We start from the raw sequence: 19,204 nt of genomic DNA on the forward strand, positions 1-19,204 counted from the left end.
AGTAAGCTGTGATTCGCAGTGTAAAACGTTCGGGCGCGTTGTTATTTGCGCTAATGCTCACCGGTTGTGTGGTGCAACAACAGACGCCGGCACCGGTAGAACCCACGCAGCCGACTACGCCCACTCAGCCGGTTGAACCTACGCCGCAGCCAGTGCCGCCGCCGCAAACCGTGCCGCAGCCACCAAAGCTGAAAACCATTAACTGGGATGCCAGCGTCCAGCCGTTGGTCGGCAAGATGGTGCAATCTTCAGGCGTGAATCCGGGCAGCGTGCTGCTGGTGGATCGCATCAAGAACAGTACTAATGGCGCGCTGCAAACCGACAAAGCCACCGATGCAATTCAGAATGCGCTGGCTAACAACGGCAAGTTCACGCTGATCACCCCAGAACAGCTGGCGCAGGCCAAGCAAACGCTGGGCTTGTCGCCGGATGACAGCCTCAACTCGCGCAGTAAAGCGATTGGCCTGGCGCGCAACGTTAACGCGCAGTATGTGCTCTACAGCAATGCGCAGGGCGATGTGAAATCACCGACGCTGCAAATGCAGCTGATGCTGGTACAAACCGGTGAAATCATCTGGTCAGGAAACGGTGTTGCTCAACCCTGATCCCCAGCTGCAAAACCTGCTTCAGCAACAATGGCCGACGGCGCAAGCTGCCGGTCATTTTTTCGCGCTGCCGGGACTGAGCGGGCAAAGCGTGCGCGTGCAGATGCCGCAGGGCGAAATGCTGGCGCGACGAGCGCCGCCGCAGCCGATCCCGTTTGTCGATCGCCAGCGCGAATACCGCATTCTGCAGCAGTTCCGGCATGCACAGCTGGGGCCGCAGCCGCTGGCGTGGCGCTATCCCTGGCTGCTGCAAAGCTGGCTGCCGGGCGAGGTGCTCACCTCCGCGCAGTTTAACGCGCAGCGGCAGGCGATTGTGGCGCTGCTGCAGCGTCTGCATCAACAGCCGCTCACCGGCTACCGTTTACAATTCGCCCCGCTGCTACAGCGCTATTGGCAGCTTTGCCGGCAGCGTCACTGGCGCTGGCAGCGTCGTCTGCAACGCTTATTACAGCAGGGCGAACCGCAGCCGCTGCGCCTGGCGCCGCTGCATATGGATGTCCACGCCGGCAACCTGATTGCCACGCCGGAAGGGTTACGCCTGATCGACTGGGAATATGCCGCCGACGGCGATGTGGCGCTGGAGCTGGCGGCGGTGTGTGCGGTTGATGGCGATACGCGTTCCGCGTGGATTGCCGATTACGCCGCGCGCGCGCAGCTTGATGAGCCATCACTGGCATGCCAGATGCAGCGCTGGCAACCGTGGCTGCAGCTGTTGATGGCCAGCTGGTATCAGCTGCGTGCCGAGCAGAGCCAGGATGACACCTTACTGCAGCTGGCGCAGGCTAGCTGGCACGACCTTTAACTCAGGATTTTAATCATGACCATGAACACACCCGGACCGCTGATGCTCGACGTCGAAAGCTATGAGCTGGACGCCGAAGAACGCGAAATTCTGCAGCATCCGCTGGTGGGCGGACTGATTCTGTTTGCCCGCAACTTCCACGATGTCGAGCAGTTGGCAGAGCTGGTGCGCCAGATTCGCGCCGCTTCGCGCAATCGTCTGGTGGTAGCGGTGGATCAGGAAGGCGGTCGCGTGCAGCGTTTCCGCGACGGCTTCACGCAGCTGCCGGCGATGCAATCCTTCGCCGCGCTGCACGATCTCAATAGCGCGGGTGAACTGGCGCAGCAGGCGGGCTGGCAGATGGCGTCGGAAATGATCGCCATGGACATCGACATCAGTTTCGCGCCGGTGCTCGATATTGGCCACATCAGCGCGGCGATCGGCGATCGTTCATTCCATGAAGATCCGGCCATCGCCCTACAGGTCGCGCGACGTTTTATCAACGGCATGCATGAAGCCGGCATGAAAACTACCGGCAAACACTTCCCCGGTCACGGTGCGGTCTGTGCCGATTCGCATAAAGAGACGCCGCGCGACAACCGCGATGCCGCCACGCTGCGTCAGCATGACATGGCGATCTTTAAGCAGTTGATCGACGAGCAGCTGCTTGATGCGGTGATGCCGGCGCACGTTATCTATACTGAGGTGGATCCGTTACCTGCCAGCGGTTCGCCGTATTGGCTGCAAACCGTATTGCGCGAGGAGCTCAGCTTTAACGGCGTGATTTTCTCCGACGACCTGTCGATGGAAGGTGCCGCGGTGATGGGCAGCTACGCCGAACGCGCGCAGCAGTCGCTGAATGCCGGTTGCGATATGATCCTGGTGTGCAATCAACGCGCGGGCGCGGTGAGCGTGCTGGATAACTTGACGCCGATCGGGGCAGAGCGCGTGACTCAGTTATACCATCAAGGGCGTTTTACCCGTCAAAGCCTGCTGGCAAGCGAGCGCTGGCGGCAAAATCAGCGTCAGTTAAGCGCGTTGCAAGAGCGCTGGCTGGCGCACAAAGCCTCGGGCAGATAAGCATCGCTGCCCGGATTTCACTCCACGCTGAGGATAATCATGATCATCTATCTGCACGGTTTTGATTCCAACAGTCCGGGCAACCATGAAAAGGTGCTGCAGCTGCAGTTTATTGACCCGGACGTCAGATTAGTCAGCTACAGCACCCGCCACCCCAAACACGACATGCAGTTTCTGCTGAAAGAGTGCGACAAGCTGCTGCAACAGGGCGACGATGGCATCCGCTGATTTGCGGGGTTGGGCTGGGGGGTTATTGGGCCGAACGCATTGGCTTCCTGTGCGGCATGCGTCAGGTGATCTTCAATCCAAATCTGTTCCCGTTTGAGAACATGGAAGGCAAAATCGATCGCCCGGAAGAGTATCTCGATATCGCCACTAAGTGCGTCAACGATTTCCGCGAAAAGAACCGCGAAAAGTGTCTGGCGATTTTGTCTCGTCAGGACGAAGCGCTGGATAATCAGCGCAGCGCGACGTACCTGCAGCCGTTCTATGAAATCATCTGGGATGACGCAGCCAGCCACAAATTCAAGAACATCGCGCCGCATTTGCAGCGCATCAAAGCCTTCAAACTCCTCGCCTGACCGTCCGCGCGCCGTGTGATGCGGCGCATAAAATGTGTAACATTCTGATAATGCAGCTGAAAGATTGATGTACATCAATTTTCTTATGTGATGTCTCTGACGCCGTGATATTCTGCCCTCAGCTCGCGATTTAACGTCGCCAACCCTATGTTTATTAAGGTTTTTATTAACCATTAATTAACTATTGGTTTACAACTTTGAGGGGGTCTTTGTTGACTACATCTATGGAAAAAATCGTTATCATCGGCGGTGGTGCTGGCGGCTTAGAGCTGGCAACGCAGCTCGGTCACAAGCTGGGACGCAAGAAGAAAGCCGAGATCATCCTGGTCGATCGTAACCACAGTCATCTGTGGAAACCGCTGCTGCATGAAGTGGCAACCGGTTCGATGGACGAAGGGATTGATGCGCTAAGCTATCTGGCGCACGCGCGTAATCACGGTTTCCAGTTCCAGCTGGGATCGCTGACGCAAATCAATCGTGAAAACAAAACCCTTGAGCTGGCCGAAATCCGCGATGCGGAAGGCGCACTGTTAGTGCCGCAGCGTGAGCTGGCCTACGACCGCCTGGTCATCGCGCTTGGCAGCACCTCAAATGACTTCGGCACGCCGGGCGTAAAAGATCACTGCATCTTCCTCGACAACCCGCATCAGGCGCGTCGTTTCCACAACGAAATGCTCAACCTGTTCCTGCGTTTCTCGGCCAGCGAAGGCAGCCTGGAAAAAGTCAACATCGCCATTGTCGGCGGCGGCGCCACCGGCGTGGAACTCTCTGCAGAGCTGTATAACGCGGTGAAACAGCTGCACAGCTACGGCTACAAAGGTCTTGATAGCAGCTCGCTGAACGTCACGCTTGTGGAAGCCGGTGAACGCATTCTGCCGGCGCTGCCACCGCGTATCTCGGCGGCGGCGCATCAGGAGCTGACCAAACTTGGCGTACGCGTGTTGACGCAAACCATGGTCACCAGCGCCACCGAAAACGGCTTGAATACCAAAGGCGGCGAATTCATTGATGCCGATCTGATGGTGTGGGCGGCCGGTATCAAGGCGCCAGACTTCCTGAAAGAGATTGGCGGTCTGGAAACCAACCGCATCAATCAGCTGGTGGTAAAAGAGACGCTGCAAACCACGCTGGATGACGACATCTACGCCATTGGTGATTGCGCCTCCTGTGCGCTGCCGGGGGGCGGATTTGTACCGCCGCGCGCGCAGTCAGCGCATCAAATGGCGTCGCGCGCGCTGGAGAACATCCTTGCACAGCGTAAAGACAAACCGTTGAAAGCCTATGTTTATAAAGATCACGGTTCGCTGGTGTCGCTGTCGCGCTTCAGCACCGTCGGCAGCTTGATGGGTAACCTGATGCGCGGATCGATGATGGTGGAAGGGCGCATTGCACGTTTTGTCTACATCTCTCTATATCGTATGCACCAGATTGCGCTCCACGGATACTTCAAGACCGGTCTTATGATGCTGGTCGGCAGTCTTAACCGCGTCCTGCGTCCGCGCCTCAAGCTGCACTAATAATTTTCGGGCGGTGAATGCCGCCCTACGCCACACCAGCTGCCGTAACCCGCTGAAAACTGCACGTTCAGCTTAAGGTTACGGCACTATTTCACCCGCTCTCAGAACTCTCCTAAAAGCTGGCCCTGATGGGTTTCCGCTGCGTTTCCTCCATTAATCTGATGTTGCAATTACGGTCCATCTGTAAAACTTATCACCAACAAACACGGCGCGGCGCGCACGCCGGTTATGCCTCGGCTACACAGGATCTGGTAGCGGCAGGAATGCGCGGTAACAACCTTCAGGAGGATATTCCTGTGAATAAATCAATGTTAGCGGGTATCGGTATCGGCGTGGCAGCAGCGTTAGGTGTTGCCGCAGTCGCCAGCATGGATGTTTTCGATCGCGGCCCGCAGTTTGCACAAGTTCTGTCGGCGACGCCGATTAAAGAGAGCATCAAGCAGCCGCGACAGGAGTGTCGCAATGTGACGCTGACCCATCGTCGTGCGGTCCAGGATGAGAATCGCATTGCCGGTTCGGTGCTGGGCGCGGTAGCCGGCGGCGTGTTGGGCCATCAGTTTGGTGGCGGACGCGGACGCGATGTGGCTACGGTAGCGGGCGCGTTAGCTGGCGGTTACGGTGGTAATCAGGTGCAGGGTGCGCTGCAGGATCGCGACACGTACACCACCAACGAGCAGCGTTGCAAAACGGTATATGACAAACAGGAAAAAATGCTGGGTTATGACGTGACCTATAAAATAGGCGACCAGCAGGGCAAAATCCGCATGGAAAACGACCCTGGTACCCGCATTCCGCTCGACCGTAATGGTCAGCTGATCCTCAATTCAAATCAGGCCTAATTGGGCAAAGATGCATCACAGCAGCAGTAACGAAAAAAGCGCCGCAAGGCGCTTTTTTTATGTGTGAGATCCTCAACGCGCATGGATTCGTAGCGGCGCAATTTGTTGCGCATCATCAATGGCGCACGGAGTCAAAGGCGCGCGATGAATCGCGCCGCTACGATTCCGTGCGGATATCCACTAAACCCGGTTTTTCGCCAGCTCGCTGACAAATCCCTGCACCCACTCCATACGTATTTTCCGGTCCGCCATATCGCGGGTGAACTTCAATCGCGTTGGGCCATCCAGCTTCCATTGCTGAGGATCTTTCTGCAGCAGGCCAATCAGCCAGCCCGGATTAACCCGATTCTGCGGCGCAAACTCGAAGAATCCGCCTTTGTCGCTGGCTTCAATCTTACGAATCCCCAACTCGCGTGCCACTAAACGCAGCCCGGCAACATCCAGCAGATTACGCGCTGCATCCGGCAGCTTGCCGAAGCGGTCAATCATCTCAACCTTCAGTTCCGCCAAATCCTGCTCATCGGCGGCGCTGGCCACGCGCTTGTAGAGCGACAAGCGAGTATTCACATCCGGGATAAAATCATCTGGCAGCAGGGCAGGCATACGCAGTTCAATTTCGGTTTGATTGCTGGTGAGATCTTCCAGCGACGGCTCGCGGCCCGCCTTCAGCGCATCGACCGCGTTCTCCAGCAGCTCCATATACAGCGTGAAGCCGATGGTTTCCATTTGGCCGCTCTGATCCTCGCCGAGCAGCTCACCCGCGCCGCGGATCTCCAGATCGTGGGTTGCCAGCGCAAAACCGGCGCCAAGATCTTCCAGCGACGCGATAGCTTCCAGACGTTTTTGCGCATCAGTGGTCATCGCTTTTGGATGCGGCGTCAGCAGCCACGCATAGGCCTGATGGTGCGAACGTCCCACGCGGCCACGCAGCTGATGCAGCTGCGCCAGACCAAAGTGGTCAGCGCGTTCGATGATAATGGTGTTGGCGCTGGGTACGTCGATACCGGTTTCGATGATGGTGGTACACACCAGCACGTTAAAGCGCTGATGGTGGAAATCATTCATCACCCGCTCGAGATCGCGTTCGCGCATCTGACCGTGACCAATGGCAATGCGCGCTTCCGGCACCAGATCGGCCAATCGCTGCGCCGCTTTCTCGATGTTCTCTACGTCATTGTAGAGATAGTAAACCTGGCCGCCGCGCAGCACTTCACGCAGGATTGCCTCGCGCACCACCAGGCTGTCGTACTCACGCACAAAGGTTTTCACCGCCATGCGTCGTGCCGGTGGCGTGGCAATAATCGACAGATCGCGCATGCCGCTCATCGCCATATTCAGGGTACGCGGAATCGGGGTGGCGGTGAGCGTCAGGATATCGACATCGGCGCGCATCGCCTTGATCCGCTCTTTATGACGCACGCCAAAGCGGTGCTCTTCATCGACAATTAGCAGGCCGAGATCGTGCCACTTCAGGTCGCTCGACAGCAGCTTATGGGTGCCAATCAGAATATCGACTTTGCCCTCGCGCGCCTGTTCCAGCACCTGACTCTGCTCTTTGGCGGTGCGGAAGCGCGACAGCATTTCAATGCGCACCGGCCAGTTAGCGAAACGATCGCGGAAGTTGTCGTAATGCTGCTGCGCCAGCAGCGTGGTGGGCACCAGCACCGCGACCTGTTTGGCGTTCTCAACCGCCAGAAACGCAGCGCGCATCGCCACTTCGGTTTTACCAAAGCCGACGTCGCCGCACACCAGACGATCCATCGCCAGCGGCTGACACATGTCGCTCAGCACCGCGTTGATCGCCTGGCCTTGATCCGGCGTGGTTTCAAACGGGAAGCCTTCGCAGAACAGCTGATACTGATCGCGATCGTGCTTAAAGGCAAAGCCGGTTTTGGCTGCGCGCTGAGCGTAAATATCCAGCAGCTCTGCCGCCACGTCGCGCACTTTCTCAGCGGCTTTCTGCCGCGCGCGTGACCAGGCATCGCTGCCAAGTTTATGCAGCGGCGCGTTTTCATCCGCGCCACCGGCATAGCGGCTAATCAGATGCAGTGATGAAACCGGCACGTACAGCTTGGCGTCGCCCGCATAGGAGAGCATCAGATATTCAGCGACGATGCCGCCAGCTTCCAGCGTGGTCAGGCCGATATAACGCCCCACGCCGTGCTCCAGATGCACCACCGGCTGGCCGGGATGCAGCTCGGCGAGGTTGCGGATCAGCACATCAGGATTGATGGTGCGGCGATTATCCTGGCGACGACGACTGACGCGCTCGCCAAGCAGATCGCTTTCGCAAATCAACGCCAGCTGGCGTTGCGTATCGATAAAGCCGCGCTCGCTGGCGCCAATCATCAGGCTAAGCGGCTGATTGGCGGCCTGATCAAAGTGATCGATAGCCTGTGGACGCAGTTTAATGCGCGCCAACAGCTCTTGCAGGCTTTCACGCCGGCCTTCACTCTCAACCGAGAAAATCACCTGACCGCTGAATTGTTCAAGGAACTGACGCAGCAGATCGAGTGGCGCTTTGGCCTGCGCCTGCACCGTCAATTCCGGCAGCGGCTGATAACCGAGATTGGTATTCGCTGCTTTTTCTGGCAGCGTCTCGCTGCTTAACTGCATGCGCGGCCAGGCTTTCAGTTCGCTCATCAGCGTGTCGGGACGCAGCCACAGCGTGACCGGCTCCAGCAGCGGGCGCATCGGATCGATACGGCGATTCTCAAAGCGCGCGTTGGCGTCAAGCCAGAAGCGCTCGGCGCTGGCCAGCAAATCGCCGCTGTTGAGCAGCAGCGTATTGGCGGGCAGATAGCTGAACAGCGTCGGCAACGCCTGCTCAAAGAACAGCGGCTGCCAGTATTCGATACCGGCGGGCAGCGTGCCTTTGCTCACCTGCTGATAGACATGCTCCGGCTCGCGCCGTACGTCAAAGGTTTCGCGCCAGCGGCTGCGGAACAGCTCGATGGCGGCTTTATCCGTGGGGAATTCATGCGCCGGCAACAGGTTGATGGCGTTGACCGCCTCCAGCGTGCGCTGCGTATCGACGTCAAACAGACGCAGGCTGTCGATCTCATCGTCAAAGAAGTCGATGCGATAAGGTTGGTCGCTGCCCATCGGGAACAGATCGAGCAGCGCACCGCGCGTGGCGTATTCACCGTGCTCCATCACCTGATCGACGTGGCGATAACCGGCCTGCTCCAGCTGATCGCGCAGCGCATCGCGCGACAGCTTTTGCCCTTGCTGCATCACCAGCGCATGGCCGTGCAGGAAGCTGTGCGGACATACGCGCTGCATCAGCGTGTTGACCGGCATAATCAGCATACCGCGCGTTAAGTTGGGCAGTTGATACAGCGTGGAGAGGCGAGCTGAGATGATGTCCTGATGCGGCGAGAAGCTGTCGTAGGGCAGCGTTTCCCAGTCAGCGAGATGGGTAACCGGCAGATCGGTGAACTGGCGAATCTCCTCCTGCAGACGCAGGGCAGATTGCATATCCGGGGTAATCATCAACACCGGACCGCTGTGGCGTTCGGTGATGCTGGCGCACTCAAGCGCTTGCGCGGCGCCGACGAGCTGGCCGAGCTGGCGATGGTCGCCGGCTTTGACTGGCAGGGTATAACGACTCTGTTCCGACATGGGATCTCGACATTCTCTCCTTGGATTACAGGGCGTCATCATTCCATAATCCGCCCTGAGGATCATCTGTCGTGGTGCGATTTCTCACACTTTTGCCGGTTGAGCTACTTACTCGATTGCTGTGTGTAGTGCATACGTGGGCGGTCGACATTGGCCCAGGACAGCTCTTTCTCCAGATGGTAGCTGTGGTTGCCGTCGTCCCACTTCACGTAATAGCCGGTTGGCGCATCTCCCTGTTCAAAAACGTTGACGATCTCGCCTTTAATTTCACCCGATTTATGCTTAACAATGCTGCTTTTGGGGAACTTGAACATGGTGTACTCCTCGTCGCCTACGGTAATTCACCTTTAAGTCTACGCCAGCCAATGACGAATAAACGTACAAATAACATCATTAATTTGTCGCAATTTTATGCATAAGCGTTGGCTGGGACGGTTTTTGACACAACTTTGCCGCAGACTCAGAGGGTTAGAGGTTTCATAAAGGGGACGCCTCCTTTATCATCCCACTACTTATTTTCAGGCAACTGCCAAGACGGATCTCATGTATCAACCAGTCGCGTTATTCATCGGTTTACGCTACATGCGTGGACGTGCCTCAGACCGCTTTGGTCGCTTCGTCTCCTGGCTCTCAACTATCGGCATCACGCTCGGCGTGCTGGCGCTGGTCACCGTGTTATCGGTGATGAACGGCTTCGAGCGCGAGCTGGAAGGCAATATCCTCGGCCTGATGCCGCAGGCGCTGATCACCAGCGACAAAGGCAGCATCAATCCGAAGGCGTTGCCCGCCGATAATCTCAAACTGCAAGGGGTTAAGCGCATCGCACCGCTGACCACCGCCGATGTAGTGCTGCAGAGCGCGCGTAACGTCTCGGTCGGCGTGATGCTCGGCATCAATCCCGACGAACAGGATCCGCTGACGCCATTCCTCGTCAACACCCAACAAAGCGTGCTGCAGCCGGGCCAGTACAACGTCATCCTCGGTGAACAGCTGGCTGCACAGCTGGGCGTGAAGCGCGGCGATCAGCTGCGTCTGATGGTGCCATCGGTCAGCCAGTTCACGCCGGTAGGACGTTTGCCGAGCCAGCGTATTTTCACCGTGGCTGGCACCTATGCCGCCAACAGCGAAGTGGATGGCTATCAAATTCTGGTCAATCAGCAGGATGCGTCACGCGTGATGCGCTATCCGCTCGGCAACATCACCGGCTGGCGTTTGTGGCTGGATAAGCCGTTAAGCGTTGATGCGCTCAGCCAGCAGAAACTGCCGGAGGGCCTGACGTGGAAAGACTGGCGCGAACGCAAAGGCGATCTGTTCCAGGCGGTACGCATGGAAAAAAACATGATGGGGCTGCTGCTGAGCCTGATCATCGCGGTGGCGGCTTTTAATATCATTACCTCGCTGGGCCTGCTGATCATGGAGAAGCAGGGCGAAGTGGCCATTTTGCAAACGCTGGGTTTAACCCGCCGCCAGATTGTCGCGGTGTTTATGGTGCAGGGCGCCAGCGCGGGCATTATTGGCGCGCTGCTGGGCACCGTGCTTGGCGTGCTGCTTGCCAGCCAGCTGAATAATTTGATGCCGGTGATTGGTCTGTTCCTTGATGGCGCGGCGCTGCCGGTCGACATCAATGTGTGGCAGGTGATCACCATTGCGCTGGTCTCAATGGCCGTCGCGCTGCTTTCTACCCTTTATCCGTCGTGGCGCGCTGCCGCCGTTCAACCCGCTGAGGCTTTACGTTATGAGTAATACTCCTTTGTTGCAGTGTCGTGACCTCTGCAAACGCTATCAGGAAGGCAGCGTGCAGACCGATGTGCTGCGCAATGTGGCTTTCAGCCTGCAGCCGGGTGAACTGACGGCGATTGTCGGCAGCTCCGGTTCGGGTAAAAGTACCTTACTGCATCTGCTCGGCGGCCTGGATGCGCCGACGTCAGGCGATGTGATTTTTGATGGTAAATCGCTGAATGCGATGTCGTCAGCCGCGAAAGCCGAGCTGCGCAACCGCGAGCTGGGCTTTATTTATCAGTTCCACCATCTACTGCCGGATTTTAGCGCGCTGGAGAACGTGGCGATGCCGCTGCTGATTGGCAAAATCGGCAAAGCGGAAGCGGAATCACGCGCGCGTGAAATGCTGGCGGCGGTCGGGCTGGAAAAACGTGCTGCGCACCGGCCTTCTGAGCTGTCGGGCGGTGAACGTCAGCGTGTGGCGATTGCCCGCGCGCTGGTGAATCGTCCGCGGCTGGTGATGGCCGATGAACCTACCGGTAACCTCGATGCGCGTAACGCCGACGCGATTTTTGAACTGCTCGGCGAGCTGAACGTTAAACAGGGCACCGCTTTTCTGGTAGTGACGCACGATCTGCAGCTGGCGAAACGCCTGAGCCGCCAGATGGAAATGCGCGACGGTGAGCTGAGCGACCAACTGACGCTGGGAGTGATCTGATGGCTTCGTCATTATCCCTGCTGCTCGGGCTGCGTTTTAGCCGCGGTCGGCGGCGTGGTGGCATGGTCTCGCTGATCTCCATCATCTCCACCATCGGCATTGCGCTGGGCGTGGCGGTGCTGATCATCGGCCTGAGCGCCATGAACGGCTTTGAGCGTGAGCTGAATAACCGCATTCTGGCGGTGGTACCGCACGGTGAAATCGAGCCGGTGAATCAGCCGTTCCGTAACTGGCAACCGATGATCGCGCCGATTGAGCAGGTGGCCGGCATTGCCGCCGCAGCGCCCTATATCAACTTCACCGGGCTGATTGAGAGCGGCGCAAAGCTGCAGGCGCTGCAGGTGAAAGGCGTCGATCCGCAGCAGGAAGCGCGTCTTAGCGCCTTGCCGAGCTTTGTGGCCGGAGATGCATGGTCGCAGTTCGCGGCTGGTAAACAGCAAATCATTCTGGGTGGCGGCATCGCTAAATCGCTCAATGTGAAACAGGGCGACTGGATCACCATCATGATCCCCAATAATGATGGCGAAAATAAGCTGCTGCAGCCGAAACGTATTCGTCTGCAGGTCAGCGGCGTACTGCAACTGAGCGGCATGCTCGATCACAGCCTGGCGCTGGTGCCGCTGGCCGATGCGCAGAAATATCTGGATATGGGCGACAGCGTTAGCGGGATTGCGCTGAAGATGAATGACCCCTTCCAGGCGCAGAAGCTGGTACGAGATGCCGGTGAAGTGACGCACTCTTACGTCTACATCAAGAGCTGGATTGGCACTTACGGCTACATGTACCGTGACATCCAGATGATTCGCGCCATTATGTATTTAGCCATGGTGCTGGTGATTGGCGTGGCCTGCTTCAACATCGTTTCGACGCTGGTGATGGCGGTGAAAGACAAGAGCAGCGACATCGCGGTGCTGCGTACGCTGGGGGCCAAAGATGGTTTGATCCGCGCCATCTTTATCTGGTACGGCTTGCTGGCGGGCCTGCTCGGCAGCGTCAGCGGCGTGGTGGTCGGCGTGCTGGTAGCGCTCAATCTCACGCCGGTGATGCGCGTGTTTGAGCACCTGACCGGGCATCAGCTGCTGGCAGGCGATATCTACTTTATCGATTTCCTGCCGTCCGAACTGCACTGGATTGATGTGATTTCGGTGCTGGCCACCGCGATTGTTCTGAGCCTGATTGCCAGCTGGTATCCGGCACGACGCGCCAGCCGTATCGATCCGGCCCGCGTACTCAGCGGTCAGTAAAGATAAAACGCAGCCGCTGTGCGGCTGCTATTATCGGGCAGAGTAGCCCGAAAAATCCCCGATGCGCGGCAATAAACGCCGCAGATAAGGAGCTTTTATGCGCATACCGCGCCGCCGCCTACGACTCGCCCGCGACAAAAAAAACCGCCGCAAGGTGCATCAGCGCTTTCGCCAGCGCATCTTCGAGCGCGATCGCAAAGCTGAACTGGCCGCGCATCCGCAACCGCGCGTGGTGGTGCTGACTGGCGCGGGGATCTCCGCCGAATCCGGTATTCGCACTTTCCGCGCCGCCGATGGCTTGTGGGAAGAGCATCGCGTAGAAGATGTCGCCACGCCGGAAGGTTTTCAACGCAATCCGGCGCTGGTGCAGGCGTTTTACAACGCGCGGCGTCAACAGCTGCAGCAGCCAGAAATTCAGCCCAATGCCGCGCACAAAGCGCTGGCGGAACTGGAGCAGGTGCTGGGCGATAACTTCCTGCTGGTGACGCAGAATATCGATAACCTGCACGAACGCGCCGGCAGCCAGCGCGTGCTGCATATGCACGGTGAACTGCTGAAAGTGCGCTGCGTCAGCAGTGGACAAGTGCTGGACTGGACCGAAGATTTAACCGCGGACGATCGCTGCACCTGCTGCCAGTTCCCGGCCATGCTGCGCCCGCACATCGTGTGGTTCGGCGAAATGCCGCTGGGGATGGAAGAGATTTATCAGGCGATTGAGCAGGCGAATCTGTTTATCGCCATTGGCACGTCGGGCCATGTCTATCCCGCCGCCGGTTTTGTCCACGAAGCGAAACTGCAGGGCGCGCATACTGTGGAGCTGAATCTGGAACCGAGTCAGGTCGGCAATGAGTTTGCCGAGCGTCATTACGGCTTAGCAAGCGAAGTGGTGCCGGAGTTTGTGCATACGTTTTTGCGTGGGTTGTATAAGTAGGTTTGTGCGCGCTTTCCCTCATCCCAACCTTCTCCCAGAGGGAGAAGGGGCTAGACGGAACCCTCTCGCGCTTGCGAGAGAGGGCAGAGTGAGGGGAAGCCGCAGAGAGTTAACGTCCCGCCTTCAGCTTCTGGAACAACGTCTCATACTGCACGCTGGCGTCACCGACATCGTTCTGCCACTCACCGTTTTTGATCACATCCTCAGCAGGATAAAGCGAAGGATCGCTGGCCACTTCCTGTGGCAGTAACTTCTTCGCTGCCAGGTTTGGCGTGGGATAGCCGATGGTTTCCGCCACCTGTGCCGCCACATCCGGACGCAGCAGGAAATTAATCAGCTTCAGCGCGCCTTCACGGTTTTTCGCATTGGCCGGAATCGCCAGGTTATCCATCCAGAAAATCCCGCCTTCCTGCGGCCAGATAATCTGCAGCGGCGTGCCTGCCTGGCGCGCCACGTAGGCGGAACCGTTCCAGATCATCCCAACGTTCACTTCGCCTTCCATAAACGGATTTCCTGGATTATCGGAGTTAAACGCCAGCACGTTCGGCATCAGCTTTTTCAACTCTTCATAAGCGGCTTCGATCTGCTTAGGATCGCGGGTGTTGCCCGAATAGCCCAGCTTACGCAGCGCCATCTGGAATACTTCACGCGCATCGTCGGTCAGCAGCAGGCTTTGCTTATACTCAGGCTTCCACAAATCGGCCCAGCGGGTAATGCTTTTGGCATCCACTTCGTCGGTGTTGATGCCAATGGCGGTCGCGCCCCAGATATAGGGAATCGAGTAATCGTTGTTAGGATCGAACGGCTTGTTGAGCAGGTTAGGATCGAGGTTTTTGAAGTTGCTGAGCTGGGTTTTATCGATCTTTTGCAGCATGCCTTCATTACGCATTTTGGCGACGAAGTAGGTTGAAGGCACCACCAAATCGTAGGCGCCATCTTTCCAGGTCTTCAGCTTGGCATACATGCTTTCATTGGATTCGTAGGTGGAGTAAATCACCTTGATGCCGGTCTCTTTGGTGAACTGCTCCAGCAGTCCAGGCGGCACGTATTCGGTCCAGTTATAGAAGTAGAGCGTTTTGCCGGCATCCGCCTGCGCGCTCTGCATGCCCAATGCCAGCGCCCCAGCCGCCAGCCAGTGAGACCACTTTTTCATCGATTATCCTCTATTTGGTTTTATCACGGAGCAACAGCTGACTGAGCGCCACCAACAGCAGCGACAGCAGCAGCAAAATTGTCGCCAGCGCGTTCACTTCCGGTGACACGCCAACTTTCACCATCGAATAGATTTTTAACGGCAAAATTTCGAAGCTCGGGCCGGTGACGAACGACGATACCACGACATCGTCCATCGACAGCGTAAAGCTCAGCAGCCAACCCGCTGCGACCGCCGGCAGCGCCAGCGGCAGCAGAATTTTGCGCAAAATGGTGACTTCGCTGGCACCAAGATCTTTGGCGGCTTCCAGCATGCGCACATCAAACCCTTTCAGGCGCGAATAGACGGTGATCACCACAAACGGCAGACAGAAGGTGATATGCGAGAACAGCAGCGACCAGAAGCCCAGCGAAATACCCAGCAGCATAAACAGCACCAGCAGCGAAATCGCCATCACGATATCCGGCGACATCATCACCACAAACAGCATGCCGCTGACGAACGGTTTACCACGGAAACGATAGCGATAGAGCGCGACGGCGGTCAGCGAGCCGATAATCGTGGCGCAGCTGGCAGAGAGCACGCCCATCAGCAATGAATGTTGTGCCGCCTGAATCAGGCTGTCGTTATTCATCAGCAGGCGATACCACTGCGTGCTGTAGCCCTGCCAGTTAATGCCGAAACGCGAACGGTTGAAGGAGTTGACGATCAGAATGATGATCGGGATATAAAACCAGGCATAAATCACGGCCATGAAGCCGCCACGTAACCAGCGCGCCATCATTGCAGTTCCACCTTGCTGTTCAGCATACGCGCTGCGCGCCAGTAAGCCAGCAGCATCAGCCCCATCAGCAGCGTCATCACAATGCTGGTGGCAGCGCCGAACGGCCAGTCACGGATATTCAAGAACTGGCTCTTGATCACGTTGCCAATTAACAGGTTTTTCGCGCCGCCCAGCAAATCCGCTACAAAGAACAAGCCCATCGCCGGGATAAACACCAGCAAGCAACCGGCGACAATGCCCGGCATGGTAAGTGGCAGAATGATGCGTAAAAAGGTTTTCACTTTATTCGCGCCAAGATCGCGCGCCGCTTCGAGGCAGGATTTATCCAGCTTTTCCAGGCTGGAGTAGAGCGGTAGCACCATAAACGGCAGCAGAATGTAGATCAGCCCCAGAATCACCGCTTCCGAGGTGTACATGATGCGAAACGGTTTATCGATCACCCCAAGCCACAGCAAAAATTCATTCAGCCAGCCGCGCGTGCTGAGGAAGATTTTCAGACCATAGATACGGATCAGCGAGTTGGTCCAGAACGGCACAATCAGCAGGAACAGCATCAGCGGACGCAGGCGCGCCGGCAGTTTCGTCAGACACCAGGCGAACGGATAACCGAGCAGCAGGCAGCACAGCGTGGCGATCAACGCCATATTCAGCGAATGCAGCAGCACATCAGCGTAGAGCGGATCGAGCAGCCGCGTGTAGTTATTGAGGGTGAAGGCCATACTGACAAAATGCGCATCATCGCGCGTCAGGAAGCTGGTGGCGAAAATCATCAGGTTAGGCAGCAGCACAAACAGCGTGAGCCAGCTGACGATCAGGGCAACAATGACTTTCTGCAGGCGGTTACGCATCAACTTCATACGGCAACACCACCTCCCAGTTGGCGACCCAGCTGACGGCCATTTTCTGGTTCAGCGAGTGATCAAAATCGGGATCGTCTTCATTAAAGAACTCGCTCACCGTCAGCAGCTTGCCGTTCTCCAGCTCAACGGTGGATTCCAGCGTCATGCCTTTATAGTTGCGCTCGCGCACGTAGCCGATCAGGTTGTCGCTGCGGCTGTCGTGATCGATCTCTTCAACGCGCAGATCTTCCGGGCGCAGCAGCACGTGCAGTTTATCGCCGGCGCTCACCGGGAAATCACATTGCAGCGTGCATTCAAGGCCTTCCACACGCGCGCGGATTGTAGGCGCATGTTCGCTGTTCAGCACCTCGGCATCGAACACGTTAATCTCGCCAATAAAGCGCGCCACAAACAGGTTGGCGGGCTCTTCGTAAATCTCGCGTGGCGTGCCGTCCTGTTCGATGCGGCCATCGCGCATTACCACGATACGATCGGACATGGTCAGCGCCTCTTCCTGATCGTGCGTCACAAACACAAAGGTGATGCCAAGCTTACGCTGTAGCGCTTTGAGCTCGTTTTGCATCTGGCGCCGCAGCTTGTAATCCAGCGCCGACAGCGACTCGTCCAGCAGCAGCACTTTCGGGCGATTGACCACCGCGCGCGCAATCGCCACGCGCTGCTGCTGACCGCCCGAAAGCTGATGCGGACGGCGATCGGCAAAATTCTCCAGCTGTACCATCGCCAGCGCATCGTTAACGCGCGTGGTGATCTCCGCCGCCGGGATTTTCTGCATGCGCAGGCCAAAGGCGACGTTCTCAAACACCGACATGTGCGGGAACAGCGCGTAGCTCTGAAACACGGTATTAATGTGGCGATGCTCGGCGGGCAGATCGGTGATGTCGTTGTCATCAAGAGTGATATGACCGCGATCGGCCGCTTCCAGCCCGGCAATCAGGCGTAAAATGGTGGTTTTTCCGCAGCCGGAAGGGCCAAGCAGCGTGATGAACTCGCCGTGACGGATGGTCAGGTCAAAGTCAGAGATGATGGTTTTGCCGTCGAAAGCTTTACTGATGCCAGAAAGCGTAACCAGCGCAGGCGCGCGTGTTTGCGTCATTTTAGTCACTCAGTCTGATGGTGAATCAGGTTACAGCATAGCCGCTGGTGGCCGCTTGCTGTGATGAAGGGCGCGATGATACCGCAAAAATGTGTCAATGCCATGTTTTGCCACGGATTTACCTTGAAAACTCTGAAAAATGCCGGAGTATGCGTAACGGATAAGTCGGACAGGCGCGAGTGAGCGAATTTTCAACGCAAGTCACGTTGAGAGAGCTAACCTGAAGGATAATGATGTGACGCAACATGGTGCCATACGGCCACCATGATAATGACGCAGGTTCTTTAGAGGGATGACAGATGGATCAATTACTTGAGCGTTTTCTCAGTTATGTTGCAGTAGAAACTCAGTCAAAACCTCAGGCACGACAGGTGCCAAGCAGCGAAGGGCAGTGGACGCTGGCGCGTCAATTACAGGAAGAACTTATCGCGCTGGGCTTTGTTGATGTCTCTCTGAGCGATCACTGCTGTGTGATGGGCACCTTACCGGCTAACGTTGATTGGGCCACGCCGGTAATCGGCTTTATTTCGCATATGGACACCTCGCCGGATTTTACCGCCAAAAACGTCAATCCGCAGATTATTGAAAACTATCGCGGTGGCGATATCGCACTCGGTAACGGTGATGAAATTCTGTCACCGGTGATGTTCCCGGTTCTGCATAAGCTGATCGGTCATACGCTGATCACCACCGATGGCAAAACGCTGCTCGGTGCGGATGATAAAGCCGGTATCGCCGAGATCATGACCGCGATGGCGCGTCTGGCAAAAGGGGATACGCCACACGGTGCGATTCGCGTGGCTTTTACACCGGATGAAGAGATTGGTCGCGGCGCGTCGCACTTCGACGTCGAAGGCTTTGCCGCCGATTGGGCGTATACCGTTGATGGCAGCGATCTCGGCGAGTTCGAGTTCGAGAACTTCAATGCCGCTACCGCGATGGTTAAAATCACCGGCAACAACGTGCATCCAGGCAGCGCTAAAAATGTGATGGTCAATGCGCTGGATCTGGCGATGCGCTTCCACGCGGAACTGCCAGCCAAAGAGAAGCCGCAGTATACCGACGGCTATGAAGGCTTCTTCCATCTGCACACCATCAAAGGCACGGTTGAGCACGCCGAGCTGATGTATTTGATCCGCGATTTTGATGCCGACAGCTATGAACAGCGTAAACAGCTGCTGGAAGAGATTGGTCAGCGCGTCAGCAAAGGGCTGCAAAGCGAATGTTCGGTGAAAGTGGAGATCAGCGACAGCTATCGCAACATGCGCGAGAAAGTCGAACCGCATCCGCACATTATTGAGTTGGCGCTGCAGGCGATGCGCGATTGCGGCATCGAACCGAACGTCAAACCGATTCGCGGCGGCACCGACGGCTCTGCGCTGTCGTGGAAAGGATTGCCATGCCCGAACCTGTTCACCGGCGGCTACAACTATCACGGCAAGCACGAGTTCGCCTCACTCAATGTGATGGCGCAGTCGGTGGATGTGATTGTGCGTTTGGCTGAGCTGGCGGGGCAGAAGAAGGGGTGATGGTGATTGCATAGTGCGGGTTGTCCCCCATCCCGGCCTTCCCCCATAAATGGGGGAAGGAGACGCTGCCACATGCAACTCCCTACTCACACATTGCAGCATCTTCCTCCCCCATTTATGGGGGAGGACCGAGGAGGGGGACAGCC

General features: G+C 57.2%; 16 protein-coding genes and 1 pseudogene. 11 read left to right on the plus strand and 6 right to left on the minus strand.

All coding sequences use genetic code 11. From position 1 onward, the window contains the following. Positions 1-8 precede the first annotated feature (8 nt). From lpoB to FCN45_RS07720, 6 genes and pseudogenes are all read left to right on the plus strand, one after another. The gene (lpoB, locus tag FCN45_RS07695; protein ID WP_101760823.1) at positions 9-605 is read left to right on the plus strand and encodes a penicillin-binding protein activator LpoB; all 597 of its coding nucleotides are present in this window, start codon (positions 9-11) and stop codon (positions 603-605) included. Next, on the plus strand, positions 592-1,407 hold the full coding sequence (thiK, locus tag FCN45_RS07700; RefSeq protein ID WP_137386863.1) for a thiamine kinase: 816 nt from the start codon (positions 592-594) through the stop codon (positions 1,405-1,407). Before lpoB ends, thiK begins: the two co-directional genes overlap by 14 nt. 15 nt (positions 1,408-1,422) lie before the next feature. After that, positions 1,423-2,466, plus strand: a complete 1,044-nt coding sequence (nagZ, locus tag FCN45_RS07705) for a beta-N-acetylhexosaminidase (protein WP_137385569.1) — start codon at positions 1,423-1,425, stop codon at positions 2,464-2,466. A 39-nt stretch (positions 2,467-2,505) separates the two neighbouring features. Then, positions 2,506-3,047: pseudogene (ycfP, locus tag FCN45_RS07710) on the plus strand (alpha/beta hydrolase YcfP). Positions 3,048-3,259: 212 nt separating this feature from the next. Continuing rightward, a complete protein-coding gene (locus FCN45_RS07715) occupies positions 3,260-4,564 on the plus strand; it encodes an NAD(P)/FAD-dependent oxidoreductase (RefSeq protein ID WP_085982480.1) in 1,305 nt (434 codons plus the stop codon). 296 nt (positions 4,565-4,860) lie between these two features. Further along, positions 4,861-5,403: a glycine zipper 2TM domain-containing protein gene (locus FCN45_RS07720; protein WP_007885735.1), complete on the plus strand. Its 543-nt coding sequence runs from the start codon at positions 4,861-4,863 to the stop codon at positions 5,401-5,403. Between the two features lie 180 nt (positions 5,404-5,583). On the opposite strand, the gene mfd is transcribed toward FCN45_RS07720, so the two are convergent. Next, positions 5,584-9,027: a transcription-repair coupling factor gene (gene mfd, locus FCN45_RS07725; RefSeq protein ID WP_101760819.1), complete on the minus strand. Its 3,444-nt coding sequence runs from the start codon at positions 9,025-9,027 to the stop codon at positions 5,584-5,586. 104 nt (positions 9,028-9,131) lie between these two features. Beyond that, a complete protein-coding gene (locus tag FCN45_RS07730; RefSeq protein ID WP_008103029.1) occupies positions 9,132-9,341 on the minus strand; it encodes a hypothetical protein in 210 nt (69 codons plus the stop codon). A gap of 229 nt (positions 9,342-9,570) precedes the next feature. Between FCN45_RS07730 and lolC the strand changes: the two genes are divergently transcribed. From lolC to cobB, 4 genes are all read left to right on the plus strand, one after another. After that, positions 9,571-10,770, plus strand: coding sequence for a lipoprotein-releasing ABC transporter permease subunit LolC (gene lolC / locus FCN45_RS07735; RefSeq protein WP_137385570.1), 1,200 nt, complete (start codon positions 9,571-9,573; stop codon positions 10,768-10,770). After that, positions 10,763-11,464 (plus strand): lipoprotein-releasing ABC transporter ATP-binding protein LolD, encoded by a 702-nt coding sequence (gene lolD, locus FCN45_RS07740; RefSeq protein ID WP_008103026.1) that lies wholly within the window; start codon positions 10,763-10,765, stop codon positions 11,462-11,464. The genes lolC and lolD overlap by 8 nt, the downstream gene beginning before the upstream one ends. Further along, positions 11,464-12,708, plus strand: a complete 1,245-nt coding sequence (lolE, locus tag FCN45_RS07745) for a lipoprotein-releasing ABC transporter permease subunit LolE (protein WP_137385571.1) — start codon at positions 11,464-11,466, stop codon at positions 12,706-12,708. The genes lolD and lolE overlap by 1 nt, the downstream gene beginning before the upstream one ends. A gap of 97 nt (positions 12,709-12,805) precedes the next feature. Beyond that, positions 12,806-13,639 carry a Sir2 family NAD+-dependent deacetylase gene (gene cobB / locus FCN45_RS07750; RefSeq protein ID WP_101760816.1) on the plus strand — a complete coding sequence of 278 codons (834 nt, stop codon included), beginning with the start codon at positions 12,806-12,808 and terminating at the stop codon, positions 13,637-13,639. 109 nt (positions 13,640-13,748) lie between these two features. On the opposite strand, the gene potD is transcribed toward cobB, so the two are convergent. From potD to potA, 4 genes are read right to left on the minus strand one after another with little or no spacing between them, the layout of a single operon-like run. Then, a complete protein-coding gene (potD, locus tag FCN45_RS07755) occupies positions 13,749-14,792 on the minus strand; it encodes a spermidine/putrescine ABC transporter substrate-binding protein PotD (RefSeq protein ID WP_101760815.1) in 1,044 nt (347 codons plus the stop codon). 10 nt (positions 14,793-14,802) lie between these two features. Then, on the minus strand, positions 14,803-15,576 hold the full coding sequence (gene potC, locus FCN45_RS07760) for a spermidine/putrescine ABC transporter permease PotC (RefSeq protein ID WP_137385572.1): 774 nt from the start codon (positions 15,574-15,576) through the stop codon (positions 14,803-14,805). Next, positions 15,573-16,433 carry a spermidine/putrescine ABC transporter permease PotB gene (potB, locus tag FCN45_RS07765; protein ID WP_101760814.1) on the minus strand — a complete coding sequence of 287 codons (861 nt, stop codon included), beginning with the start codon at positions 16,431-16,433 and terminating at the stop codon, positions 15,573-15,575. The genes potC and potB overlap by 4 nt, the downstream gene beginning before the upstream one ends. Then, positions 16,417-17,529, minus strand: a complete 1,113-nt coding sequence (gene potA / locus FCN45_RS07770) for a spermidine/putrescine ABC transporter ATP-binding protein PotA (RefSeq protein ID WP_137385573.1) — start codon at positions 17,527-17,529, stop codon at positions 16,417-16,419. Before potA ends, potB begins: the two co-directional genes overlap by 17 nt. A gap of 299 nt (positions 17,530-17,828) precedes the next feature. On the opposite strand from potA, the gene pepT reads away from it, so the two are divergent. Continuing rightward, a complete protein-coding gene (gene pepT / locus FCN45_RS07775; RefSeq protein ID WP_101760812.1) occupies positions 17,829-19,058 on the plus strand; it encodes a peptidase T in 1,230 nt (409 codons plus the stop codon). The last annotated feature ends 146 nt before the right edge of the window (positions 19,059-19,204 follow it).

It is taken from the genome of Pantoea sp. SO10, assembly GCF_005281435.1.
Taxonomy (GTDB): domain Bacteria; phylum Pseudomonadota; class Gammaproteobacteria; order Enterobacterales; family Enterobacteriaceae; genus Pantoea; species Pantoea leporis.